Annotated in this window: 24 protein-coding genes; 12 read left to right on the top strand and 12 right to left on the bottom strand. The window is 34.6% G+C overall.

Annotation, left to right across the window (positions count from 1 at the left end):
• Positions 1-110 precede the first annotated feature (110 nt).
• Positions 111-632, top strand: coding sequence for a gamma carbonic anhydrase family protein (locus tag DYH56_RS07255; protein ID WP_114642205.1), 522 nt, complete (start codon positions 111-113; stop codon positions 630-632).
• A gap of 147 nt (positions 633-779) precedes the next feature.
• Positions 780-1,343: an RNA methyltransferase gene (locus tag DYH56_RS07250; RefSeq protein ID WP_114642204.1), complete on the top strand. Its 564-nt coding sequence runs from the start codon at positions 780-782 to the stop codon at positions 1,341-1,343.
• 91 nt (positions 1,344-1,434) lie between these two features.
• Here DYH56_RS07250 and DYH56_RS07245 read toward each other — a convergent pair whose 3' ends face one another.
• From DYH56_RS07245 to DYH56_RS07220, 6 genes are all read right to left on the bottom strand, one after another.
• Positions 1,435-3,201 (bottom strand): aminopeptidase P family protein, encoded by a 1,767-nt coding sequence (locus DYH56_RS07245; RefSeq protein WP_114642203.1) that lies wholly within the window; start codon positions 3,199-3,201, stop codon positions 1,435-1,437.
• 74 nt (positions 3,202-3,275) lie between these two features.
• Positions 3,276-3,557, bottom strand: coding sequence for a pyrimidine/purine nucleoside phosphorylase (gene ppnP, locus DYH56_RS07240; protein WP_114642202.1), 282 nt, complete (start codon positions 3,555-3,557; stop codon positions 3,276-3,278).
• A gap of 19 nt (positions 3,558-3,576) precedes the next feature.
• Entirely contained in the window at positions 3,577-4,380 is an 804-nt protein-coding gene (proC, locus tag DYH56_RS07235) for a pyrroline-5-carboxylate reductase (RefSeq protein WP_114642201.1), read from the bottom strand.
• 30 nt (positions 4,381-4,410) lie between these two features.
• Positions 4,411-6,771 carry a trans-4-hydroxy-L-proline dehydratase gene (gene hypD / locus DYH56_RS07230; RefSeq protein WP_114642200.1) on the bottom strand — a complete coding sequence of 787 codons (2,361 nt, stop codon included), beginning with the start codon at positions 6,769-6,771 and terminating at the stop codon, positions 4,411-4,413.
• A 2-nt stretch (positions 6,772-6,773) separates the two neighbouring features.
• A complete protein-coding gene (locus DYH56_RS07225) occupies positions 6,774-7,673 on the bottom strand; it encodes a trans-4-hydroxy-L-proline dehydratase activase (protein WP_114642220.1) in 900 nt (299 codons plus the stop codon).
• A gap of 349 nt (positions 7,674-8,022) precedes the next feature.
• A complete protein-coding gene (locus tag DYH56_RS07220) occupies positions 8,023-8,601 on the bottom strand; it encodes a helix-turn-helix domain-containing protein (RefSeq protein ID WP_199532989.1) in 579 nt (192 codons plus the stop codon).
• 740 nt (positions 8,602-9,341) lie between these two features.
• Between DYH56_RS07220 and orr the strand changes: the two genes are divergently transcribed.
• Complete coding sequence (gene orr / locus DYH56_RS07215) at positions 9,342-10,403, top strand: ornithine racemase Orr (RefSeq protein ID WP_114642199.1); 1,062 nt, start codon at positions 9,342-9,344, stop codon at positions 10,401-10,403.
• Positions 10,404-10,499: 96 nt separating this feature from the next.
• Here the strand turns inward: orr and DYH56_RS07210 are convergent, their stop codons facing one another.
• From DYH56_RS07210 to DYH56_RS07195, 4 genes are read right to left on the bottom strand one after another with little or no spacing between them, the layout of a single operon-like run.
• Positions 10,500-11,054: a chalcone isomerase family protein gene (locus DYH56_RS07210; protein ID WP_147269600.1), complete on the bottom strand. Its 555-nt coding sequence runs from the start codon at positions 11,052-11,054 to the stop codon at positions 10,500-10,502.
• Positions 11,055-11,070: 16 nt separating this feature from the next.
• A complete protein-coding gene (locus tag DYH56_RS07205; RefSeq protein WP_114642197.1) occupies positions 11,071-11,607 on the bottom strand; it encodes a GNAT family N-acetyltransferase in 537 nt (178 codons plus the stop codon).
• Positions 11,604-13,427: an ABC transporter ATP-binding protein gene (locus tag DYH56_RS07200; RefSeq protein WP_114642196.1), complete on the bottom strand. Its 1,824-nt coding sequence runs from the start codon at positions 13,425-13,427 to the stop codon at positions 11,604-11,606. Before DYH56_RS07200 ends, DYH56_RS07205 begins: the two co-directional genes overlap by 4 nt.
• The gene (locus DYH56_RS07195; RefSeq protein WP_114642195.1) at positions 13,427-15,199 is read right to left on the bottom strand and encodes an ABC transporter ATP-binding protein; all 1,773 of its coding nucleotides are present in this window, start codon (positions 15,197-15,199) and stop codon (positions 13,427-13,429) included. The genes DYH56_RS07200 and DYH56_RS07195 overlap by 1 nt, the downstream gene beginning before the upstream one ends.
• Before the next feature lie 253 nt (positions 15,200-15,452).
• On the opposite strand from DYH56_RS07195, the gene DYH56_RS07190 reads away from it, so the two are divergent.
• Genes DYH56_RS07190 through DYH56_RS07180 form a run of 3 tightly spaced genes read left to right on the top strand, consistent with a single transcriptional unit; the run spans position 15,453 to position 17,389 of the window.
• Positions 15,453-16,238: a TIGR00266 family protein gene (locus DYH56_RS07190; RefSeq protein ID WP_114642194.1), complete on the top strand. Its 786-nt coding sequence runs from the start codon at positions 15,453-15,455 to the stop codon at positions 16,236-16,238.
• The gene (locus tag DYH56_RS07185; protein WP_114642193.1) at positions 16,231-17,136 is read left to right on the top strand and encodes a Ppx/GppA phosphatase family protein; all 906 of its coding nucleotides are present in this window, start codon (positions 16,231-16,233) and stop codon (positions 17,134-17,136) included. Before DYH56_RS07190 ends, DYH56_RS07185 begins: the two co-directional genes overlap by 8 nt.
• Positions 17,129-17,389: an acylphosphatase gene (locus DYH56_RS07180; protein ID WP_114642192.1), complete on the top strand. Its 261-nt coding sequence runs from the start codon at positions 17,129-17,131 to the stop codon at positions 17,387-17,389. The genes DYH56_RS07185 and DYH56_RS07180 overlap by 8 nt, the downstream gene beginning before the upstream one ends.
• Positions 17,390-17,524: 135 nt before the next feature.
• Here the strand turns inward: DYH56_RS07180 and DYH56_RS07175 are convergent, their stop codons facing one another.
• On the bottom strand, positions 17,525-18,592 hold the full coding sequence (locus DYH56_RS07175) for a GTP pyrophosphokinase (protein ID WP_114642191.1): 1,068 nt from the start codon (positions 18,590-18,592) through the stop codon (positions 17,525-17,527).
• A 377-nt stretch (positions 18,593-18,969) separates the two neighbouring features.
• On the opposite strand from DYH56_RS07175, the gene DYH56_RS07170 reads away from it, so the two are divergent.
• The 3 genes from DYH56_RS07170 to DYH56_RS07160 all read left to right on the top strand — a co-directional run bounded on the left by DYH56_RS07170 (position 18,970) and on the right by DYH56_RS07160 (position 21,281).
• Positions 18,970-19,737: an SDR family NAD(P)-dependent oxidoreductase gene (locus tag DYH56_RS07170; RefSeq protein ID WP_114642190.1), complete on the top strand. Its 768-nt coding sequence runs from the start codon at positions 18,970-18,972 to the stop codon at positions 19,735-19,737.
• Between the two features lie 269 nt (positions 19,738-20,006).
• Positions 20,007-20,636: a toxin-antitoxin system YwqK family antitoxin gene (locus DYH56_RS07165; RefSeq protein WP_114642189.1), complete on the top strand. Its 630-nt coding sequence runs from the start codon at positions 20,007-20,009 to the stop codon at positions 20,634-20,636.
• Between the two features lie 504 nt (positions 20,637-21,140).
• Positions 21,141-21,281 (top strand): zinc ribbon-containing protein, encoded by a 141-nt coding sequence (locus DYH56_RS07160; protein ID WP_114642188.1) that lies wholly within the window; start codon positions 21,141-21,143, stop codon positions 21,279-21,281.
• A 1,584-nt stretch (positions 21,282-22,865) separates the two neighbouring features.
• Here the strand turns inward: DYH56_RS07160 and DYH56_RS07155 are convergent.
• Complete coding sequence (locus tag DYH56_RS07155) at positions 22,866-23,381, bottom strand: lactoylglutathione lyase family protein (RefSeq protein ID WP_114642187.1); 516 nt, start codon at positions 23,379-23,381, stop codon at positions 22,866-22,868.
• 259 nt (positions 23,382-23,640) lie between these two features.
• On the opposite strand from DYH56_RS07155, the gene DYH56_RS07150 reads away from it, so the two are divergent.
• The 3 genes from DYH56_RS07150 to DYH56_RS07140 all read left to right on the top strand — a co-directional run bounded on the left by DYH56_RS07150 (position 23,641) and on the right by DYH56_RS07140 (position 25,476).
• Positions 23,641-23,982, top strand: coding sequence for a winged helix-turn-helix transcriptional regulator (locus DYH56_RS07150; RefSeq protein WP_114642186.1), 342 nt, complete (start codon positions 23,641-23,643; stop codon positions 23,980-23,982).
• A 271-nt stretch (positions 23,983-24,253) separates the two neighbouring features.
• Positions 24,254-25,003 carry a carbon-nitrogen hydrolase family protein gene (locus DYH56_RS07145; protein WP_114642185.1) on the top strand — a complete coding sequence of 250 codons (750 nt, stop codon included), beginning with the start codon at positions 24,254-24,256 and terminating at the stop codon, positions 25,001-25,003.
• Positions 25,004-25,290: 287 nt separating this feature from the next.
• Positions 25,291-25,476 (top strand): hypothetical protein, encoded by a 186-nt coding sequence (locus DYH56_RS07140; RefSeq protein WP_114642184.1) that lies wholly within the window; start codon positions 25,291-25,293, stop codon positions 25,474-25,476.
• Positions 25,477-25,885 lie beyond the last annotated feature (409 nt).

Raw genomic sequence — 25,885 nt, 5'->3', positions numbered from 1 at the left:
AGAGAGGACATAAAAGATTTTAACAAATAAATATAAAAGATTGCTAAGCAATCTTTTATATTTATCTAGACTAGGTTCCCTGGGGAACCGTTGAGGGAGGGGAACTAATTATGATATATTCTTTAAAAAATAAAACACCAAAGATTGGAAAAAATAACTATATAGCTCCTAATGCTACTTTAATAGGAGATATTGAATTAGGTGAAGATGTAAGTATATGGTTTGGAGCTGTACTCCGTGGAGATATGAGTAAGATCACCATTGGAAATGCCTCTAATATCCAGGACAACTGCACAGTCCATGGAGATGCACCTTACCCTGTTACCCTGGGAGAGGGAGTTACAGTGGGACATAATGCACTTATCCACGGATGCACCATTGGAGACAACTGTGTGATCGGTATGGGAGCTATTTTATTAAATGGTGCAGTTATACCTAAGAATTGTCTTGTAGGAGCCGGATCTGTTGTGGGAGCTAACCTGGAGATTGAGGAAGGAAGCCTGGTAATAGGAAATCCTGCCATAGTTAAGAAAAAATTATCAGATAAATATATTGAATATCTAAAGTATGCAAAGGATGTATATATAAATGATATTGATATTTATACAAAAGAGTTAGAAGAAGTAAAGTAGAAAAACTTAATCACGAATAATACTAATTAAAAGCTAAAATCTTAACATAGATTTAAAAGTCTGATTTTATTATCTGTATCAAAAGAACTTTATTTAGAGGTAATTGGTGGATATTAGTGGTAAAAATAGAAAAGAGGAGAAAAATAAATGAGAGAAAAAATATATTTAGGTTTAGTACACTATCCTGTGTATAACAGAAACCAAGAAACAGTTGCTACATCGGTAACAAACTTTGATATCCATGATATATCTAGAAGTTGTAAAACATATGACGTAAAGGGATATCATATAATCACTCCAGTGGATGCCCAGGTAGAATTAACCAGCAGAGTAATCGGATACTGGAAAGACGGGTTTGGTGGAAACTTCAATAAAGACAGGGAAGAAGCATTTTCTAGCACATATGTAACTGAAAGTATTGAAAAAGCTGTAGAAGAGATAGAAAAGGCTGAAGGGAAAAAACCGGTAATTGTCACAACTTCTGCAAGAGTATATGATAACTCAATTTCATATGAAGATATGAGTGAAAAAATCTATAATGATGACAATGTTTACCTGTTATTGTTCGGTACAGGACATGGTTTGGTAGATGAGATCATGGATAGCTGTACTCATATCTTAGATCCAATCAGAGGTAAGACAAAGTATAATCATCTGTCAGTAAGATCGGCAGTTGCTATAATCCTAGACAGATTATTAGGAGAAAAATAAAATAAAGAAATCCCCCCTGCTGGAATGGCAGGGGATTTTTTTTATTATTTAGAAAATTATACCCGCAGAGGGCATCACTAAATTGTGTATTTTATATTTGTTTAGTTTTTTCTTTTAACCAGTTGACCTCATCTATATTTAAATATGGAGACAATTTATTAAAGGTAGCAGCATGGTAGGTATTGATCCACTCTAATTCATCACTATTCAATAGAGATGGATCGATAGAATTTATATCAATGGGGAAGAAAGATATAGTTTCAAATTCATAAAAAGTCCCGCTTTCATTGGTAAAAGCTTCTTTTACTATAACGGTGTTTTCAGTACGGATACCATGTCTTCCTTCCTTATAAACACCAGGTTCGATAGTTAAGTTCATACCGACCTCTAAAGGAAGGTCATGACTTTTTCTCACAGAAAAACCTTGGGGACCTTCGTGAATATTCAGAAAAAATCCAACTCCATGGCCGGTTCCACACTTATAATCTATTCCTTCTAACCATAGCGGGTATCTGGCCAGCATATCCAATTTATAACCGGTAGTCCCCTTTAAAAATTTAGCCCTGCTGAGATTAATTACACTCTTTAATACCAGAGTAAAGTCTTTTTTCTGCTCAGGTGTGATCTCTCCCAATGAAAATGTTCTGGTGATATCGGTAGTCCCGTTGAGGTACTGCCCCCCTGAATCAACCAGTAAAAAATCACGAGAATCCAGGGTATATGTATTTTTTTCATTGGCCTTAAAATGCATAAGGGCTGCATGATCTTTGTACCCGGCAATGGTATCAAAACTTATACCCTTAAATCCATCGATCTTTGATCTTTCATTTTTGATAATATCTTCCACATCCAGTTCGGTGATAGGAGTTTCTTTAAAATTTTCTTCAATATGTTTAAACCCTTTTAGGAGAGCTATGGAGTCATTTAAATAACATTCCCTTGAATTTTGTATCTCTACCTCATTTTTAACAGCTTTTAAATAGGCAGTTATCTCTTTATCATGGATAATTTTATTGTTTTGAAGCAGTGACTCTATATAAATACTTGTTCTTTCCGGACTGAGATAGATATTCTTATTTTTTAAATTAGACAGGTCAGCAGTAATCTCATCATAGGATTTTAAAACTATATTGTTTTCTTTAAGGTATAATTTGGTTTCTTCATCCAGCTTATCCCTGTCTATAAATAGAGTAGTCTTGTCATCCTCAATAAGTGCATATGCATAGAAGGTAGTATTGTTTAATACATCACTTCCTCTCAGGTTAAAAGTCCATGCAATATCATCTAAAGAACTGAGGATATAGCTGTCAGCCCCATGGGAGTGATAGATTCCACGGATAATATCAATTTTTTCAGAGGTGGATTTTCCGGCATAGGAGAGGTCGTGAACAAAGATATTTTCCTTTGGGAAACTAGGTCTGTCATCCCAGATAGATTCCAACAGATCATACTGAATTTTAAAGTTATCTTCATCAAATCCTTTTTTTAATTCATTGTAGGCAGAAACAGAGATGACCTTTCCGTCAAATCCAATAATACCATCTTTTTTGACAACACTTTTCAACCATTCAGGGTAGGTAGGTACTCCCTCTTCAGCCATTTTAAAAAGATCAAAGCCGCTTCCTTCAAGTTCTTTTTCAGCCTGTATAAAGTATCGGCCGTCTGTCCAAAGGCCGGCAGAATCAGAGGTGATAACTGCAGTCCCGGCACTGCCTGTAAAGTTGCTTATCCATCTCCTGCCTTTAAAATATTCTGCTACATATTCACTCTGGTGTGCATCTGAACTGGGAATAATATAAGCATCTATCCCATTTTTACTCATTTCATCTCTAAGTTTTAAAAGTTTATCGTTTAACATCTGTACCTCCCTTAATAATTTTTAGTGTTTACACAATCCATACAAAATTTTATTGAATTTTAATCTACCTAAAATTATCTGTATAGACAAAGGTAGGAAATTTCATCCTCTACTTTTACTAAAAATGAACTATCTGCCTCCACTTCAAAGGTATTTCCTGCTTCCACTTCCTCCCAGTTTTCATTTCCAGGTAACTTTACCGTCATCTTACCGCTAGTTACGGTCATATATTCCTTCTTAGAAGTTCCAAACTTATATTCTCCAGGAGCCATAACTCCTATTGTTGCCGGTCCTTCACTATTTTCAAAACTAATAGATTTTACCTTCCCATCAAAATATTCATTTGTATTAAACATTAACCTTCCCCCTTGTTGTCTATTTAGACATTTTTTTTGATTTTTCTGTACACCTTTTCATAGCCGTAATCACTGCATTCCTAAGTCCTTTTTCCTCCAAAGCCGTTACAGCCTCTATCGTTGTTCCCCCGGGAGAACACACCATGTCTTTAAGCTGGCCAGGATGCATTCCAGTTTCCATTACCATTTTAGCCGCTCCCAATACTGTTTGAGCCGCCATCTTATAAGCCTTATCCCTTGGCATCCCATCAAGGACTGCTCCGTCAGCCATAGCTTCTATAAACATATAGACATAAGCCGGTGCAGATCCGCTTACAGAAGTAACTACATCCATAAGTTTTTCCTCCACAACCTCGGTCCTTCCAAAACTTTCAAAGATTCTTAGCACTTCTTCTAATTCATGAACTTCGATTAGCTTGTTGGGAACCATAGAAGACATCCCCTCACCCACTAGAGCAGGAGTGTTAGGCATCACTCTAACCACCTTTATATTTTTTCCAAAAGCTGTTTCGGTACTTTCTATACTCTTTCCTGCGGCTATGGTAACAACAATCACATCGCTTTTAACTGAGTCTTTTATCTGTGAAATAACTACACCGTATAGATTAGGCTTTACAGCAAGTATCAGAATATCGCTTTCCCTCGCTACTTCTAAATTATCGGTGGTGGCAGCAACTCCGTATTTATCCGCTGCAGCCTCTAAACTTTTTTTATTCAGGTCGGATACAAGTATGTTCTTTCCTGGAAATATCTCTGCCCTTACTACCCCACCAATCATTGCCTGTGACATATTACCACAGCCTATAAAACCTATTTTCTTCATTGTTCTCCTCCAATTCTTTTTCTATTTTGTCTAAAACTCCTGTTCCGTTCTTTCTATTATCTCATCCTGAAGTGCTTTATCAAGATTCCAGAAGAAATCACTGAAACCTGCCACCCTTACAATAAGATCCTTGTATTCTTCAGGGTTTTCCTGTGCTTTTAAAAGTATATCCCTGCTGATTATATTGAACTGAATATGATGACCGTCTAATTTGAAATATGATCTCACCAGGTGAGCCAGATTATCCAGACCCTGCTCTCCCTCCACCATAGAAGGGGTAAACTTCTGATTAAGAAGTGTTCCTCCTGTTATCAGGTGGTTCATCTTAGAAGCAGATTTTATAACTCCTGTAGGTCCTACCTTATCTACTCCCTTAGATGGTGAGATTCCGTCTGCCAGGGGTTTATTTGCCCTTCTACCGTCTGTAGTACCTCCTATTACTGCACCAAAATACACATGACAGGTGGTAGGAAGCATGTTTATTCTGTGTTCTCCACCGTTACAGTTAGGTCTCCCGTTTACTTCATTATAGTATGCATAAAATATCTCCTGCATGATGTCATCTGCGTAATCCTCATCATTTCCATATTTAGGAGTTTTGTTAACAACCAGGTGAAGGATATCCTCGTGTCCTACAAAATCATCTTTTGCAGCTTTTAGCAGTTCCCTCATGGACATCCTTTTTTTATCAAAAACATTGTATTTGATGGATGTCATCATGTCTGCAATATTACCTATACCTACTCCCTGGATATACGAGGTGTTGTATCTCGCTCCCCCTGCATTGTAGTCCCTACCCTTTGTGATGCAGTCATCTATGATTACAGACAGGAAGGGTACTGGCATCTTTGTTGCATAGAGTCTTTCAATTATCCTGTTTCCCTTTACCTTAATATCGATAAAGTGCTTTAGTTGTTTTTTATAAGCTTCAAACAGTTCTTCATAAGTAGAAAAAGTTTCCGGATTTCCTGTTTCTATCCCCAGTTTTTTGCCGCTCATAGGATCCAGTCCATTGTGAAGGGTTATTTCCAATATTTTAGGAAGGTTCATATACCCTGTAAGGATATAAGCTTCCTTACCAAAAGCTCCAGTTTCTATACACCCGCTGTTTCCACCGCACCTTGCATCCTCTACGGTCTTTCCTGCAATAAGCATCTCCTGGATTACAGCGTCTGTATTATAAAGTGCCGGCTGCCCCCATCCTTTTCTTACTACTTCCAGGGACTTTTTCAAAAATGCCTGAGGAGTTTTTTTACTTATATGAACATTTGAGCTTGGCTGCAATAACTTCAGTTCATCCATTACCTCCAATATGATGTAACTTACTTCGTTGACACCATCCGATCCGTCTGCCTGGACCCCGCCTGTATTAAGGTTGGCAAAATCTGTATAGGTCCCGCTCTCTTTTAGAGTAATTCCTACCTTAGGAGGTGCCGGCTGGTTGTTGAACTTTATCCACAGACACTGCAGCAGTTCCTTGGCTTTTTCAGGATCCATGGTCCCTTCATCTACTTCCTTCATATAAAATGGGTTTAAGTGCTGGTCCAGTCTTCCTGGAGAAAATGAATCCCAGGGGTTTAGCTCACTGATTACGCACAGGTGGATGAACCAGTACATCTGGATAGCCTCTTCAAATGTCTCTGGAGCATGGGCAGGTACTCTGCCGCATCTCTTTGAGATACCTAAAAGCTCCTCTTTTCTTATAGGGTCCCTCTCCTTCCCTGCCATCTCCTCAGCCAGTTCTGAATAACGTTCTCCCAATATCATTACCGCATCACAGGCTATACTCATTCCCTCTAATTGATGTTTTCTGTCCAGGGCTTTTTCGTCGGTGTGAAAGTCCAAGGAATCTATGGCTTTCTGTATGTCGCCTTTAAAATCTAGAAACCCCTTTGTGTATATCTTCCCGTCTGCCACTGTGTGACCTGGTCCCCTCTGCTCCATGAATTCAGTAAAGATCCCTGCCTGATAGCAGGAGTTCCATTCATCTGTTACATTGGCTAGTATAGAGTGACGCATAGATCTTTTTTCCCAGTGAGGAATTATTGTTTCTCTTTGGATATTCTTTGCTTCTTCAGATACCTTAAAAGATATCTTTTCTCTCTGGTTCATAACCTCAAAATCATCTATAGTATGACAACATAGTTCCGGATAAGTAGGAGTAACTGCCGGCTTTTCTCCTCTTTCTCCCACAATTAACTCCCCTTCATTTATACACAGCTCTTTTTTGCACATTAACTCCTTTAGTACCAGGGCTCTTAGTACCGGGGTAGAGACACTTCCTTCATATTTTTTATAGACTTCATCTACTATGACTGCTCTTTCCATTGATATTCTAGGCACTGCTTCTACACTTTGCTTTCTAAGTTTTTTTATTCTTTCTGTCATCATGATTATCCCCCTATTTTTACTTTTATTCCTGCTGTTCTAAATTTTTCGGCTATTTCTCTCATCTCACTGTCAGATGGTTTTTCTTCTCCTGTTAATTTGTATTCTTTAGCTAATTTGTTATACTTATTCATGCCTAATTTATGATAGGGAAGTAGATTTACCTGGAGTATATTAAGTTCTGATAAAAATTCCACACAATTATCTACATGCTCCCTGTCATCATTTATACCTTTTATAATCGGCATTCTTACATATATATTCTTACCCAGGCTGGATAATTTTTTTAAATTTTCCAATATCAATTTATTGGATACCCCGGTATATTTAATATGTTTTTTCTCATCAAATATCTTTAAATCATATAAAAACAGGTCTACCTTATCATGAATTTTATCTATTTTTTCCCAATCCGAATAACCACAGGTATCAAGAGTAGTATTGATGTGGATCTTCTTACACCTCTTTAAAACTTCATTTAAAAACTCCCCCTGCATTAAAGGTTCTCCTCCTGAAAAAGTTACCCCACCTCCTGATTCCTCATAAAAGGGGATATCTTTTTTTATCTGAACAATAAGTTCATCTACATGAACTTTTCTCCCCACGTGTTCTTTGGCGTCACTTATACAAAATTCAGCACACCTGCCGCAAGATTTACACTTTTCCAGTTCTACAAAGGGGTTTCCATCCTTTAGCTTTATAGCCTCCTCTCTGCATATTTTTATACACCTGCCACAGTTTGTACACTTATCTTCACAAGACATGATCTCTTCTTTTAAGCTTATACTCTCTGGGTTGTGGCACCACCAGCACTTTAACGGGCACCCTTTAAAAAATATAGTAGTTCTTATCCCGGGTCCATCATGAACTGAATATTTTTGAACATTTACAATTGTCCCTTCCATTTTTCCTCCCCTTTCAGAAGTATTTATTTTATACCGAGAGTATATAACATTTTTTTCACTAAGTCCAACTTTAAATTCATACATATAAACGCTTCGTTTATATATATAAACGGAGCATCTATTTTTAATATCATTAAATAATCTCAAAAATAGTCTGCAAACATAATATTAATAAAATAAAAAAGCAACGTGACGTTGCATCCAAACAAGCGTAATTTAGGCTTTTACAATATTTTATTTCATAAATTTTATCTCAAAATTCTATGCCTATATAGTAAACTAATAGTATTATGCCCCTTGCGGGTATAAAAAATAACAAAAAAACCTGTTTTTTAAAACAGGTTTTTGGTTATTTTTTATAGATGTTAGGTGTTCCTACAGCTATTATTCTTGTTTTCTTACTTGTATTATTCCCCCAGTTATGAAGAGACTGGGAGCTATAGTGTGCGCTATCTCCCGGGAATAGAGTTTCCTCCCTGTCATCCATCACAAGGGTAAGAATCCCTTCCAATACATATATGAATTCCTCTCCCTCATGGGAGTATCCCTTTAATCTTTCCTGTTTCTCCTTTGGCAGAATATCTATCATTCTTGGTACCATATCCTTATCTGTAAGGTTATTACTCAAATGGTAATGGACAAACTGTGAATTAACCAATTCATAAACTTCTTTTTCATACCCCCGCATTATTACTTTTTCTTCATTTTTTACTTCCACTTCACGAAAAAAATAAGTAAGTTCTACACCTAGTTCCACTGAGATTCTTTGAAGTACATCCACCGATATAGTTGTAAGGCCTCTTTCCAGCTGGGATAAAAATCCAGCAGATAGATCTACTGTTTCTCCCAGACCCCTTAGTGTCATTCCCTTATTTATTCTCAATTCTTTTATTTTTTCTCCTATATTTTCTCCTATATTCTCTAACATATATACTCCTTATGGGTCTTTACTCTATGGCAACAGTATACTAGATATATATACAAAAGTCTAACGTTAAAATATTAATTCTATCATGGACAATACTCCGATTAAAAATTTAACGATATGATACGAAGGTGTCAAAATAAACAATTGGAACATTCAAAACTAAAGTTAATAAAATCGACCTTAAAAGGACACTAATTCTAGTGTCCTTTTATTTGGTGTTTTTTCTTATTTTGTCTTCGAATTTCTTGGAATTTTATCTGCGATCATTTGATTTTTTTATAGAAATAAAGTTTATTCTAAAAAAGGATTTTGTTGATTTTTCAGAATAAATTAGAAGCCATTACTTTAAATTTAGGAGGGGAATATGAAAATTAATAAGATTTTTGGTTCTGGTGCAACAATTTTAAGGTAAACTGAAGTTAAGTTATTTGTTTTGCAGGAAAGTTTATTCAAAAGCAGGGGGATGGAATATCTATGATAGATTTGTTAAAAATTTTGGGAGAAAATGAGATCGACAAGATCTTGGAATATGGATGTCTCAATGGCAGTTTTTTTGGAGGCTATATCTGAAAAGGAATGTATCTGATATGTGCTCCCATAAGGACGTGTGATATCTCTGCCGGCGGAAGATTTCTGACTGATAAAAAATTTAGATGTGTCATTTAAGTTTATAGATATTACACTTTCCAGGAGCAGCGGTCCTATTTTACCTGCTTTATAAATGCTCTGGAGGATTACAGATGACCTATCCAAAGTTAACGATAGATTTAAAAAAGATTGAAGAAAATACCCGTGAGATGGTGAGACGGTGCCGGGCAAGAGGAATAGCTGTAGCCGGTGTCACAAAGATGGTTTGCGGAAATGAAATTATAGCAGATGCCCTAGTGGATGCAGGAGTTGAGGTTTTAGCCGATGCAAGGATTGAAAATCTTAAAAAAATATCTGATCTCAAAGTGCCGAAGATGCTGATCAGGATTCCTATGGCCAGTCAGGCGGAAAAAATAGTGAAGTATTCAGATATCTCTCTGGTTTCTGAAGTGTCCACTATAAAAGCACTTGGAAATCAGGCTGTTATACAAGAGAAGGTATATAATATAGTCTTAATGGTGGATCTGGGCGATTTGAGGGAAGGCATATTTTATATGGATGAAATATTTGATGCAGTGGAAAAGATAAAGGAGATTGCCGGAATTAGACTCCTTGGAATAGGAAGTAACTTGACCTGCTATGGAGGTATTCTCCCCACAGAAGAAAATTTAAGGAGATTAATTGAAATTAGATCTACATTGGAAGATAAGTTTGCTCTGACCCTGGAGATCATCTCTGGAGGGAATTCAGGAGCCCTCAGTTTATTTGAAGATGATTCACTACCAGAGGAAGTTAACCAGTTGAGACTGGGAGCTTCACTGCTGCTGGGAATAGGTTTGGATGATAAACCTGTCAAAGGCCTCAATGTGGACACATTCAGATTAGAGGCTGAAATAGTGGAGATCAAGCTTAAACCCTCTGTTCCTATAGGGGAGGTTGGTCTGGATGCCTTTGGAAAAGTGCCTGTTTTTATAGACAGAGGCATCAGAAGACGGGCTATATGCGCCCTGGGAAAACAGGACATCTTGCCGGACTACCTGACTCCCATAGATGAAGATATTATTGTTTTAGGTGCCAGCAGTGACCACCTTATCCTGGATATAACAGACTCTTCCAAGGAATATTGTGTAAATGGCAGGGTGGAATTTAATCTGAGTTATGGAGGATGCCTCTCAGCCATGGCTTCTGGATATATTAACAAGGTATTTATATAGATAATTGTAAAAGTTATTCAGCCGGCCCCGTGAGCCGGCTGTTTTATATACTTCTATGATCTTTTCAACTGAAAAGACCACCTTAATCTGCCCTATCTAATTTCCTAAGATTCCAGCTTTTAATTTTCTGTCCACAGGAGTATCTCCTATCCACAGCTGGATCAGTCTTTTACTGAACTGGTCTCCCTCTATAGATTTAATCAGCCTGTTATTTTTATAAACTTCTACCCCTGCACCGGGGATTATATTAAAAATAAATTTATCTCCCCTTATGATTTCTTCATTGAATGTAGATAAAAAAGTATCTATCTCTTCCTGCAGTTCATCCATCTCTTCTCCGGTGGATGAACTTCTCAATTCAGCCCTGAGGGCACTTTTTAATAATTTGCGGTTGATCCAGCTGGTTACAATATGAAGATGCATACTCTTAATGGTGTTGGAGTTAATTATAGATGCTGGATCATTTGTAGGGGTAACAACATATAGGGAACCTACATATATATCTATAAAAAATTTATTTCTGGTTCCGGCACCATTTAAAAAAAGCTTCTGATTATGAACTTTAATTTTATCCTTTAGAAGAATTCCGTTGACTGTTCTGGTGTATGAAAATGTAGAAAAAATAAATAAAAATAATATAATTTTTTTCATATAAAACTCTTTAAATTTACTCAAAGGTCATCCCCATTATATATGAATCATAATATTTACCGTCAGCAAAGAAATTTTTCCTGATTGTTCCTTCCAGTTCAAAGCCTAATTTTTTATATAGATCAATAGCGCTCCTGTTATCTTCCCGGACTTCCAGATTAATTTTTTTTATTATATTATTATCTCTGGCCCACTCAATAAGGTGAGACAGGAGGTTGTATCCGATTCCATTGCCCCAATAATCCTTTAATACACTTATCCCAAATTCACCTGCATGCCGGGTCCTCTGATGATTTCCTCCTCTAAACTGCAGGTTTCCTATGAGAATTCCATCCAATTCTGCAATGATGGAGTATTGGTTATCAGAATCCATGAAATTGCGGATAGATTTAGTCTGATCTTCTAAATTGAGATCTAACTCCGACTTAGAAGCTCTCAGATAAGTGGATTCATCTGCTAAAGTATTTCTGTAGTTTATAAAATTTTTAGCATCTGCAGGATCCATCTCCCGAATTAAGTATTCCCTCTTATCTTTTAAATAATATTTTTTCATATTGATATTCCTCCAATTAATTTTGATTCTTCATCCTGGGTAAACTGGTGGGTGTAAAGGGTGAAGTAGGTTCCTTTTTTATTCATTAAAAAGTTATGATCTCCTTCTTCTATAATATTTCCATTCTTTATGACTAAGATTCTGTCGGCATTAATTATGGTTGAGAGTCTGTGAGCAATTATAAAGCTGGTTCGTCCGTGTAAAAGGATGTCGGTAGCATCCTGAATGATCTTTTCACTTTCTGCATCGATAGAGGATGTAGCCTCATCTAAGATGAATATACTGGGATTTTTAAGGACAGCTCTGGCAAAGGAGATCAGTTGTTTTTGTCCGGTAGAAAGGTTATTTCCCCCCTCTCCTACTTCTGTATCATAACCATGGGTAAGTTTATGAATAAAATCGTGTGCTTTCACTAATTTGGCTGCTCCTACGACCTCTTCAAATGCCGCATCCCTCCTGCCGTAGGAGATATTATCTTTTATAGTGCCGCTGAATAGGTGAGGGGTCTGAAGTACATAACCTAAGTTATGATGGAGCCAGCTTTGGGATCTTTTCCTATAATCTATACCATCTATAAGAACACTTCCCTCTGTTGGCTCATAAAATCTGCATGCAAGATTTACGATTGTGGATTTTCCAGACCCTGTTTCTCCTACAAGGGCTATGGTTTCTCCAGAAGATATCTTTAGGTTGAAGTTTTTAAGGATAAGTTTCCCGTTGTTATATCTAAAATTGACATTTTTGAATTCAACATTCCCATCTATTTTTTCCCAGTTATGAATTTTTTTCTCACAGATGTCCCCGTATTTTTCTATTATTTCCTCAGAATCTTTAATTTCAAGGTTGGAATGGATAAGTTCTAATACCCTTTCAAAAGAGGCATGAGCTGACTGCATTTCAGCAAAGACTCGGGAAAATTCTTTTATAGGATTGAAAAACATCATAGTATAATTGATGAAAAGAACCAGGGTTCCAACACTGATCACTCCATTTGAAATAAATTTTTGGCCGACTCCTAAAACTGCCACAAGTCCGACACTATTGAGTCCTATAACCATAGGAAGGTAAATAGCAGTTATCATAGCTGCTCTCACAGAACTTCTATTCATTCGAGAGGTTAAATTTTCAAATTCATGGATATTTTTTTCTTCATTTACCAGGATTTTAGATGTTTTAGCCCCTAAAATACCCTCGTTATATGCCCCGGTTATAAGGGAATTAATTTTTCGAACATCTCTTTGTGTTCTCAAAATTTTGGTCTGGAAATAGATACTTATCACAACTAAAACCGGGAGCAGAAAGACGAGGACCAGGGCAAGTTTATAGTTTAGTCTAAACATCATGACTAAGATCCCGCTGAGAAACCCGATACTCCAGATCATATCTACGAATCCCCAGGCTGCAATTTCCCCTATTTTTCTAATATCAGAGGTCATCCTTGCCATTATCCATCCATCGGCATTTTCATCAAAATATGAAAATGACTGGTATTGTAATTTTTCAAAAGCCTTTTCCCTGAGGGAGTAAACCAGTGCCATCTCGACTTTCCCCCCCAGGGAGATAAATAGATAGACTAAAATTAATAAACTCATGGTGATCCCCATATATTTTATTAAAAATAAATTTATTCCCTGTATACTTCCCCGGAGGATAAAATCATCTATGGCAATTTTCTGCATGACAGGGAGATAAACTTCCAGGCCGGAAATAGCAATTATACTGATAAAGATCACAGCAATCGTTCCCTTAAAGGGGTTTAGAAACAACCATATATTCTTTATGATGTTTATAGATGATCTTTTATTTATAGCTTCCATCATTAAATCCCTTCCTTCATCCCGTCTTTCTGGATCTTTAAAATTCTTTTATAGAGGCCGTCTCTATCCTTTAATTGATTATGAGTACCATAGGCACTAATTTTTCCACCTTCTAAGACCATTATTTTATCGGCGTCCATAATGGAGGAGATCCTATGGGAGATGATTATTGTTGTTGAAGAACTGTGTTTTTTCTTGAGCTCCCTTCTGATTGAGGCATCTGTTTCTATATCCACTGCACTTAGGGAATCATCAAAGATTAATATTTTATGGTTATTAATAATGGTCCTGGCAATGGCTATCCTTTGTTTCTGGCCTCCTGAAAGAGAAACTCCTTTTTCTCCTACCTGGGTCTCATATCCCTCTTTAAAATTCAAAATTCCTTCATGGATGGAGGCAGTTTTTGCAGCAGTAAAAATATCACAGTCATCCAGGATTTTTTTAGTGATCCCGATATTTTCTCTGACATTTTTTGCAAAGAGAAAGGTTTCCTGCAGGACCAGGCCAATGTTTTTTCTTATCCATTTTTTATCGATCTCCTTTAACTCTACACCATCAATTTTTATAGAACCGCTGTCATAGTCGTATAACCTTGTAATCAGGTGGATAAGGGAGGACTTTCCGCTTCCTGTAGGTCCTAATATACCTAAAGTTTCACCTATATCTAAATCAAAAGAAATTCCGTTTAATATAGGTTTATCTATATAGGAAAACCTAACATTTTCAAAGACTATCTTCCCTTTGATTTGGGGTTTCTTTAAGTTTTCATTTTCATTAAAATCAGTCTCGCTGTCTAAGATCTCCTCTATTCTCTCAAAGGAGATACTTGCCTTGCCAAAATCACTGAGTATCCGTCCCAAATTTCTTACAGGAAATTCCAGCTGCCATACATACATTCCAAAAGCGATGACAGTCCCCATAGTAATAGTTCCGCTTACAGCCCATTTAATCCCCAAGAAAAGCACCAAACCCATCTGTACAAAGGAAAAAAATGACGAAATAGGCCAGTAGTAGGCAAATAACCGGATAAGTTTATAGGTGACATGACTATAATGTTTATTGGAACACCGAAATTTTTTTATCTCTAAATCTTCACTGGCAAAAGCCTTTACTACCCGGACCCCGTGGATATTCTCCTGGAGGATAGTCGATAACTTAGCTTCAGCTTCGTCGGAGATTTTAAAATATTTTTTTACAACAATAAAAAAATACAGGGAAAATATAAACATCAGGGGAATTATAGATAACACAATGATGGAAAGTTTTAAATTTAAATTAATGAGTATAAAAAAAATAATTATAATCATTAAAATAATATTTACTACTTCAACCAGCTGTATGGCCAGAAATTTTCGAATTGTTTCTACATCGGAGGTGCACCTTTGGAGCAGATCTCCTGTTTCTACCTTATTAAAATAACTGTATTTAACATTTTGAAGCTGGGTATACAGCTTATCTTTGACGGTCTTTACTATGCCTTCAGAAGCTATGCTGGATAATTTTCCTTTAAAATATAGACAACCACCCTGAAAAAAAGCAACGAAAAATATAAGAATACCTGTATTTAAAAGACTTTTTCCTACGAAAAAATCCATGGATTTCTCAAAATAGGAGTCTGAAAGATCAAAGTTTTGTATTATAATATCTATTATATATTTAATGATAAGGGGGGTTAACAGGGAAAATACAGTAGCTCCAAAAACAGCAAGGGTGGAAAGAAAATAAACCCTGCGGTATCCCTCTGTATAAGTATAGATTTTGTTTAAATAATTCATTGTAACCTCCTTGTTGATAAGCAGAGTATACTATGTTTTTTGACCCCTTCAAAATTTAATGGCTGGGATGAAATAATTATTTAAGACCGCAAAAGATCGATAATCAGAGGATATAATATTTTATAAAGATAAAAAAGGTGAGAAAAAATTAATTTTCAATTTTTTAATTGTTATGTAATAATAAATATAGTAAAAACAGGTTCTAAAATAAAGAGAATAAAATATTATAAGTAAGAATATCAGGAGGAATAAGATGTCAGCAGATATAATAGATTACGAAATTAAAGGTGAAGGAATCCAGTTAGTGGAGATAGAGTTAGATCCCGGGGAGGGAGTGAGAGCAGAGGCAGGAGCTATGACCTACATGGAAGACGGAATAGATATGCAGACAAAAAACAAGGGTGGACTCTTTGGCGGTTTCAAGAGAATGATAACTGGGACGAGTTTCTTCATCACAACATTTTTAAATGAAGGGAATCAAAAATCAAGAGTTGGATTTTCTGCACCATACCCGGGGCAGATAATTCCCATAGATCTAAAAAAATTCAACGGAGAATTTTTATGTCAGAAAGATTCCTATCTGTGTTCGGCCAATGGAATAGATATAGATGTGGCTTTCACTAAAAGATTGGGAGCAGGATTCTTTGGGGGAGAGGGATTTATCCTTCAAAAATTAAGAGGAAATGGGATGGCCTTTATCCATGCAGGGGGAACCATAGTTGAAAAAAAATTAGCTCACGGGGAAACTCTGAGAGTGGATACAGGCTGTGTTGTAGGATTTGAATCCAGTGTAAACTACGATATTAGATTTGTAGGAGGCTTTAAAAATGCCATGTTCGGTAAAGAAGGATTGTTTTTGGCCACTTTACAGGGGCCTGGAACTGTATACATCCAGTCTATGCCAATATCAAAATTAGCTGAAAGACTAAGTGCAGCAGTGGGAAGTAATAGGGGACAGAGTAACAGCAGCGGAGACATGCTGGCTGGAGGAATAGCAGGGGGAATATTAGGAAGTATGTTTGGTGGAGACAATGACTAAGGCCCATATAAAAAAAACTAAGGCTGTGATCGATATCGGGACTAATTCATGCAGGTTATTCATAGGTGAATTGGAAGATGGAAAAATTACCAATAAAATATTAAAATTAATGGAAATAACAAGGCTGGGGCAGGATGTGGATAAGACCGGGGTTTTAAGGAAGGATGCTATGGACAGAACCATAGAGACGCTGAAACTCTACAGGGAAAAAATAGATGAATATGGTATAGAAGAGATAAAGGTTACTGCAACTTCTGCTACCCGTGACTCTGAAAACAGGGAGGAATTTATCTCCCGGGTGAAGGCCACGACAAATTTCGATATCCACTGTATCACAGGAGAAGAAGAGGGAAAATTGAGTTTTTCCGGAGCTGTATCTGAATTTGATGAAAAAATTATGGTATTTGATATAGGCGGCGGGAGTACCGAATTTATCTTAGGGGATAAAAACAATATTGAATATATAGAGAGTTTCAATGTAGGTGCAGTAAGGCTGGGAGAAAAATTCTTTAAGAAAAAAGATAACCTTTTAAGTGGTGAAGTCTGGGTAAAAGAAATCTTAAAAAAACTGTCTAAGTATAAAGATCGGTCATTTACATTGGTAGGAGTAGCCGGGACCGTTACTACCCATGTCAGTGTACTCCTGGGGATGGAGGAGTATGATACCGACAGGGTTCACATGTACAGGCTGACTAAAAAAGAGATCTTAAAAAATCTGGATACATTTTTAAGTAAATCCCTGGAAGAGAGAAAAAAAATAGCAGGTCTGCATCCAAAGAGAGCAGGGGTAATCATCCCGGGAACCTATCTGTTGTTGTGGATAATGGAAATTTTGGAAAGGGATGAAATTATAGTTTCAGAATCGGATATCTTGGAGGGAATGATGATGGATGACTAAAAAATATATTGTTTACGGCCGAGTACAGGGAGTAGGATTCAGGTATTTTGTTCAGGAATTAGCCAAGAAATTAAAATTTAACGGACGGGTAAAAAATTTGTTTGATGGAAGTGTAGAAGTAGTCATAGACAGCAGCAGACATGAAGAGATATTGAAGGAGATTAAAAAGGGTAATTTTTTTAGTCATGTGGATGAAATAAAAGAGATTGAAACTTTAGAGACTACTTATGAGGATTTTAAAGTTTTATATTAAGCAGAAAAACTGTAATGATTAAAAGGTTTTTTTAATAAACAATCTTGGAGTTCGACAACATATATGTTGTCAGTAATTAGCTCTATTGAAAAAAGGCTCCTAAATTTAGGAGTCTTTTACAGTTGAATGGTTATTTTAATTAGGTTCCCCCAATAAGATGATTTTTCTGAGATCCCTTATTTTTTCTAAACTGGAATCTTCTAATTTATAAAGTTCTTTTAATTTTTGAGGTTCTTCATGAAGTAAGTGTAAAAACGTTATGATAAAAGAACAGCTGGAATTAACCAGATAGTTTATTTTTTTTAAGGTATTTTCATCTAAGTTTTCCAGGATAAGGCCTGTATTTTTATAGATACTGTTAACTAATTCTTCAATATAAATAACTCTGTTTTTGTTGAACTGCAGTGCAAATGTAATCAATTTTTTCTCTAAATTCTCCTCTTTGGCTACTTCAAAATTATTAAAATGAAAGACACCTAACTTTTTACAGATAGATCTTATAAACTTGTCGTTGTATTTCAGATAAAAATTGATACTGGAAATATCCAGACGAAGGCTGTATTCTTTTTCATTAAATCTGTCCTTATAAAAATTTTCAACTACCTGAACGTCGTGTTTAATAGAATCAAATTCATCATCGATACTTTCTAACATGGCACTAATTCTAAATAATTTTCTTTGAACTTTATTGGGTATTTTAACAAGGGTTTTATATCTCAATTGATGATCTATCTGAGCCCAAATATGCTGTAGGGCAGTCCGTATCTGTACTTCAAATTTAAAATCATGGCACCCAAAAAGATTTTTTTGACAAGCCTTATATTTGCAGATATAGTGGAGAGAGAGGTAGCCCATCTCATTATATTTTAAACTTTTAAGTTTATTCGTTGAGTTTTTATAATCGATCTTAAAATTTTCTTTGAGGAGGTTTAAAATACTGTCGAGATCTTCCCTATAATAGGTAATTATACGAATACCCAGGATATCTGTCATCTCTTCCAATGGATTTTCATACTTATCTTTTTTTATCTCTAATTTCCTTTTGAAACTTTCGAGACTTTTTACACGAGCTTCTGTCTTTACATAGAAGATATTATTGTCTTTTAGAATTTTTTCAACTTTTTGCTGCAGGTGGAATATAAATATTTCATATTCCTGCATATGGTCTTCAAATTCTTCAACCCAGTGGGTAATGTCGGCCATCTTGTCTCCTTTTGTTAATATATAGATATGGGAACTATTATAAATAGTTTTGAGTTACATCTTAGTTATACACCATAATATAAGAAATGGCAAGGAGGAGGGGTAAATAGCCACAAGCTTACGGGCTACAGTCCTCATTTCAAAGGGGCATCCCCAAGATTTCTAGAGATTATTACATAATCTAAGAACTTTGAGAGAACTTAATCTGTATATCGTTCTTAGTAGAATAATTAATATAAAAGCAGTATCGCCTTTAAAATTAAAGAATGAACGGAACGACTAGAAAATTTAAAATTTAAAACTTGTACACAGAGGTTAAAAAGGATAAAATAAAAAAAGAATATAACAAAAATTTAAATTTTACACAGGGGGCAGAGATGAAAAAAATTGTTTTAATTACAGGAGCTAGTTCGGGAATAGGGAGAGCTACGGCACTTAGATATGCAGAAAAGTCTTATGATTTGATCTTGGTGGCTAGAAGAATGGATAAATTAGAGGAACTAAAAAATGAGATACTTGGATTTAAAAATATTGAAATTAAACTTCTGCAAATGGATATATCCGATTCAGAAGAAGTAAAAAATAAGATAAATTCATTGGAAGACAGATGGAAGCAGATAGACATATTGGTAAACTCAGCCGGATTGGCATTGGGAATGGATAAGATCCACGAAAGTGAATACAGCTCATTTGACAATGTTATAGATGTAAATATAAAGGGGCTGCTATATGTGTCTAAAACAGTAATACCTCTCATGTTGGAAGCAAAACTAGATGGGCATGTGGTAAATTTAGGGTCTACAGCAGGCAGGGTAGCATATTCAGGTGGAGGAGTTTATTGTGCCAGTAAAGCAGCAGTAAAAACCTTATCCGATGCAATGAGGATAGACCTTATAGATACACCTATCAGGGTAACGAATATAGAGCCGGGAATGGTAGAAACTCCATTTTCAAATGTCAGGTTCAGGGGAGACGATAAAAAAGCTGAAAATGTATACAAAGGAATAGAAGCCCTGACTTCGGAGGACGTAGCCGAAGTTATTGTATATACGACTTCATTGCCGCAAAATATCCAGGTGTGTGAGCTGATGCTGACTCCGAATAAGCAGGCTACAGGGCGAGATATCTATAAGCAAATGGATTAGTACAAAAAGTAATTATTTAATAGCAAATAAGAGAGCGGGATGGGCTTATCCTGCTTTTTTTGATCTTCCATATTCAGCCAAACATCCATTAAAAGCAAGGTGTCTGCAATGACCTTCCAAAATTTTTATCATCTTCAGACTCCTAATTTCCCCTATCACCATAAATTTGTTTTGTTATTTTTTTAGAAACCAATCCTTTTTTTTAATTTGAAATTTAAAATATTATCAAGCATACTTAAAACGACAATAAAAATAAAGGGAGGAAGAAAATGAAACAATTATTATTAATATTAATAATTAGTATAAGTTTGATGAGTTATGGAAAAACAATTGATAAAGAGCAATTACAAACCAGAAACGGTGTGTATTTTGAAACAAATCAAGAAACTCCATACACAGGGGAAGCTATTGCCTATTACGAAAATGGGAAAATCAAATTTAAAGGAAGTTATAAAGATGGATTAAGAAAAGGGGAATGGATTGCCTATAATGAAAATGGAAAAATCAAAGCTAAAGCAAATTTTAAAGATGGGGGAAAAAAAGGAGAATGGATTGCCTATAATGAAAATGGAAAAATCGAAGGTAAAGGAAATTATAAAGATGGGGGAAAAAAAGGAGAATGGGTTACCTATAATGAAACTGGAAAAATCGAAGGAAAAGGGAATTATAAAGATGGGGGTGAAAACTGGGAATGGATTACCTATAATGAAAATGGAAAAATCAAAGGTAAAGGAAATTATAAAGATGGGGGGAAAAAAGGAGAATGGGTTACCTATAATGAAACTGGAAAAATCGAAGGAAAAGGGAATTATAAAGATGGAGAAAAAAAGGTAAAGGAATTACCTATTACGAAAATGGACGTATCAAAGTTAAAGGAAATTTTAAAGATGGGAAAATAAAAGCAAGAAAATACTGCTTTCTAATGAGGTGTTATTAGAAAAAAAGATGTTTCTTTAAAAGTTGAAATAATTGAATCAAATAAATTTTTATCTGTTTTTAATGGCTAAGATAAGTCATGGAGGTATCAAAATGAAAAAAGTTTTAATTTTAGGTGGTAATCAATTTTTAGAAAAAAATTTATTGAAATATTAAAAAATAAGAAGTAGTTATAGCTTTGGATAAGTAAAATTAGGTTGGAAGTAAGTTTTAAACAAAAAAGCAGGATAAATCCTACTTTTTTTGATCTTATATATTCAGCCAGACCGCTGTTAAAGGGAAGGTGTCATGGCTCATACTAAAGCTCCCATTTGATACCGTATCTATCTCTACTCCTATTTTTTTAATTCATAAAAACTTCTCCTTTATTATATTTTTTTTTAGTCATTTTTTAAGTTTTGGAGGTATACTTCTAACAGATAATATATTTTAAAATCTTTATGATTTTTTTTAGGAGGTGAGATTCTATGTATGTAGCAGGTGAAAAACCAGATGTAGGAACTTATATGTGTGTGATGTGTTATTTGGAACTGATAATCGAAAGCGACAATGAAGAATTACCAGAATGTCCAGATTGTAAGGCAGGAATCTATAAAAAGGTGGATTAATCCATCTTTTTTACTTTTCTCTCTCTTTTTTTTCTCAATATTGGAATTTTCTATCTTCACCTTTTCTCTGCAGCTTACAGCATACTTTAGGAGCCATGCTCTCACTTCTTCATCCAGGTCATCTGCCTCATCTATTCTTTAAAGGTTCCTACCCTTACCTGATCTAAGAATAGAGCTGAGTCTGGTCTAGCCGTGGTTAATCTGTTTTTATGTTCCTTTTTTTTTATTTAAAGGGAAATAGTTAAGCGGGAAACTATTTAAATATTAAGTCGGCGGGAACTCAATTACCCAGCAGGGGTAAATAAATTAATTTTTTTTGTCACGAATTACAATATCAGCATTCCTGTAACTCAAAACATACTGAGATTCTCAGAGATGCTTCAGCACTAAGAAAAGAGATGAAGAGATACACAAAGGTTTTTATTGGTTAAAACCTTCTTTTGACACTGACTTTATTTTCAAATTTTATCTTTTGAAGTTTATAGTCGTTGAGCTTCAGCAGTAGTGTTTCTACAATGACAATTGTGACTTACTCACAAAGACAAGATGATTATAGCTTCGGTTTCTCTTTGACATCGTAATTTTCTTATAACTATAAGAAAATTTCGTACTCGTCAATCGGGAAACCATAAGAAGGAGGAGTCTACCTTCTTTCGTCTATTTCTTGTGTCAAGACAAGAAACAGACCCGTATTAAAGATGGAATCTTTAGAATCTATTTACTCTCTCTCTTGAGGCGACAAGTATTAGAAATTTCTTATAGATAAAAAGTAATTTATAAATGTCTAAAGGGAGAAAGAGATTCCTTTTATTCTAACTGTTTTACTCCCTACGAGGGAGCAACATAGGAAGATGAGGGTCTTGTGAAACTATATAAAGGAGCTCTTATTAAGAGCTCCAGATACAATGAAATAGCTTGGGAGAGAATAACGTCTAAGAAAAACTCTTTTATTTCATCACGACATCATTGTGCAAAATTTGATACAAAAGTCAATAATTTTAGGAGATTGAGTTGATTATCTAGATGAGGATGGTTTTCTATAAAAAAAGTAAGAAGCTTTCGTAAAGTCGACGAGAGCTTCTTACTAAAGATGTGGTATTAATATCTAGTGGAATAAACATTAACACAATATTATTATTACTCTAAAAAATACAAAAAGTCAAAAAAATGTACAAAAAATTTAAAATAGGAGGAAACAATGGGGAAAAAATAGAAGAAAGGAAAATATGAGACTCCTGCAAGGGAATTCTATAAAGTGAAAACAGAGAAACTACACTGCCGATTTATTGTATACATAATAAAAGCCCTAACTTCGCAAGTCAAGGCTTTTAAAAGGTTGATAATATGAAGATCAACAGGTCTTCTTATTTAAAGTCTTCATTATAAATTATAAAAAGTCAAATTTAATTTCTATAGATAATAAAATATTTTAACAATAATGTTTAAGATATAACAAAAGCCCTACTTCGCAAGGCAAGGCTTTTATTAAAGGAAAAACACACATAAAACTAAACCACGGAAATTATATAAATAACTTCTCTATAGACTATTTTTGCTTAAGGTTATTATTATTGCAGCTTTATTTTAATTATGTAGTTCATGTTGGTATGCACCGGCACCATAGTGAAGTTCATATGAATGAGAATAAATTTCTATAATATTTCCAAAAGGATCTTCCATATAAACCATTCTGTATGGCTTATCTTCTGGGTAGTATTCTCTTATTGGCATTCGTTGTTTTCCGCCACATTCTACGATTTTAGCTGCTAAACCTTCTACATCTGGATCTTTTACCGAGAAGTGGAATACACCAGTTTGGAAAGGCTTAAACTCAGCTTGAGGTTGATTGTTGTTATTAGGAAATTCGAATAACTCAATTCCTATACCATCTGCAGTAGAAAGATGGGCTATTCTAAATGTACCCCATCCTTCACCAAAGACATCTATGCACATCTGACCTATTGCTGTTACCTTTTCTTCTACTACTTCACTGGGTTTCATAATAATATACCACCCCATAACCTCTTCATAAAACTTAACGGCTTTATCTAAATCTGACACTGTAATTCCAATATGTGAAAATGCTCTTGGATACCTCATTGTTACCTCCTAAATTATATCTAAATATTAATAAATTTTTTTATGTCTTTTGAGACAAGATAAGAATAACATAGATAAAAAAGTTTATGAAGAAGGCACTTTTTAGTAGTCAGGTTACCTAAAGGTTCCTTTTGTGAGAAAGACTCTCTTAGAAGAAAAAAAGTTTTTTTGAAAAAATTAACGAAATTGAATAAATACAGGAAAAGTTATTATATCATGATAGAATAGAGATAAATAATAAAAGATCAGGAGGAAAGTTATGTATAGATGGAACAATAAGGAATATAAGTGCCCTATAGAAACTACAATAGATGTATTAGGAGGGAAATGGAGATCACTTATTGTATGGCATCTTAATAAAGAGGTCTTAAGATTTAGTGAAGTGCAAAAGATAGTTCCCGGCATAAGTAAAAAAGTATTATCTGAACACCTAAAGGAATTAGAAAAAAATGGGTTTATAGAAAGGAAAGTCTATCCGGAAGTTCCTCCTAGAGTAGAGTATAAAATAACACCTAAAGGGAGAGGTCTTGGAGAGATACTGGATCTTATGGAAAAATGGGGAAGAAATATTCTTGAAACAGAGGGAGAAAAAATAGATTAAAACTGTAAAAAGAGAAAATCGAAAGTGGGGCGGGAATTATTGAAATAATGTAAATTTATAAAAGGGTTATTTGGAGAATCATAATATCTAATTATATATTATTTATGATATACTAGGGCATAATAATAGACAATCATAAATTATTCTAAGGAGATGTTAAAAATGACCGTATTTATTAACGGAAACATAATAACTTTAGATGGTGATAAGCTTTGTGAAGCTTTTTATGTAGAAAAAGGTATTTTTAAAGCTATAGGTACAAGGAGGATGTATGAATAATTTTAATAAAAACCTGAAAATAGCAGTTGCTCAAATATCATCTATTAAAGGTGATGTTTCAGTTAATATAAATCTTCATTTAAAAGCTATAAAAAAAGCAAAGACTGAAGATATATCAATTATTGTATTTCCTGAATTATCATTAACTGGCTATGAGCCTGAAATAGCAGAATATCTGGCATTTAAAATTGATGATATTCGATTATTGCCGCTGATTGAAGCAGCTAAAGATAATAATATGTATCTAGTAGTAGGAGCTCCTATAAAAAAAGATGAATTATTACAAATCGGTGCTATTATTATTTCACCCAAAGGGGAAGTTTCTACTTATTCTAAAATGAATCTTCACTCTGGAGAGAATGCATATTTTTCTTCAGGTAAATCCCATGTATTTTTAGAGATAGAAAATAAAAAGATAGCTATTGCTATTTGTGCTGACACTAATAATCCAGAACATGTAAAAAAATGTGTTAATGAAGGTGCTGATATATATTTGGCAGGGGTTCTTATAACTGAGAATGGATATCAAGCTGATACTAAGAAATTAAAAGATTATGCTTTAAATCATAAAATATTAGTTGGTATGGCAAATCACAATGCACCAACTGGTGGATGGGAACCTATTGGGAAAAGTTCTATTTGGAGTCCAATTGGAGATGTAGTGATGACAAACAACAAAAATTCATTAGTCATTGCAGAAGAAATTGAGAGGAGATGGATAGGAAAGAGTATAGAGATATAATAAAAAATCAGAAATTAATGGAGAATTATATTTAATTTCAAGTAGTAGAGAGTTAAGGGAAATCTTGGCTCTCTTTTTTTTATTCTTTAAGTAATTAAATAAAGATAACGACAAATATATTGAAAAGATTTGTTTTTGTTCTTCAGAGTTTTACCTTTTAAGTTAATAAATAAATTCATTGTAAATTGGATGTTAACATAAAATAATTTTTTTTTACTTCATTAAAGGAATTTTTTATTTTAAGCGGTATAGTTAAAAAAATAACAAGAACACAGGGAGGGATTAAAATGATGAATAAGATTGTAAGCGGAAACTTAGAGTATTATCTCAAATGCATCAAGGATAATGATGGTAAAAATCTATATTGTATCATGGAAACAATCTTTGGAAAGTGTGGATCATACAATGATTACGACCTTAATCTCTACTATGATGTTTTAGAAGAAGCTGAAGAGAAATTGAAATCTATGTAAAGAAGAGCCTTAGGGCTCTTTTTTTCTATCAAATGTTCAAAAACATTTTTTTCACAAGAGTGTTGTGATATATAACATTTCCATTGATAGTTCTAGTAGCAAATTTTATATATAAAAATTATTTTGTATTACATAATGTCACTGTCGGCGTTTTAAGATCAGGAGTAATAGATGTCTAGGGATCTATTTTTATTCTATATAAACGTGTTATTTTTAACCTAACTCTAAAGTGTGTCAAAAATAATTGAAAATATCCTATCAGATTTAAATTGTTGTACTATTTTATTTTGATTATGAAAATGAATTAATTTTGAATTTTGCACTTTCAATATTCAGTCATCAACTATAACATATCTGGTGGTAGGTGGCGTTTTTATGAAAAATTTACTAACTTAAAAAAAAAATCAAA

The organism is Psychrilyobacter piezotolerans, from assembly GCF_003391055.1.
GTDB classification, from domain to species: domain Bacteria; phylum Fusobacteriota; class Fusobacteriia; order Fusobacteriales; family Fusobacteriaceae; genus Psychrilyobacter; species Psychrilyobacter piezotolerans.
The sequence above is the reverse complement of the archived record's forward strand: the minus strand, read 5'-3'. Positions and strand labels throughout refer to the sequence as shown.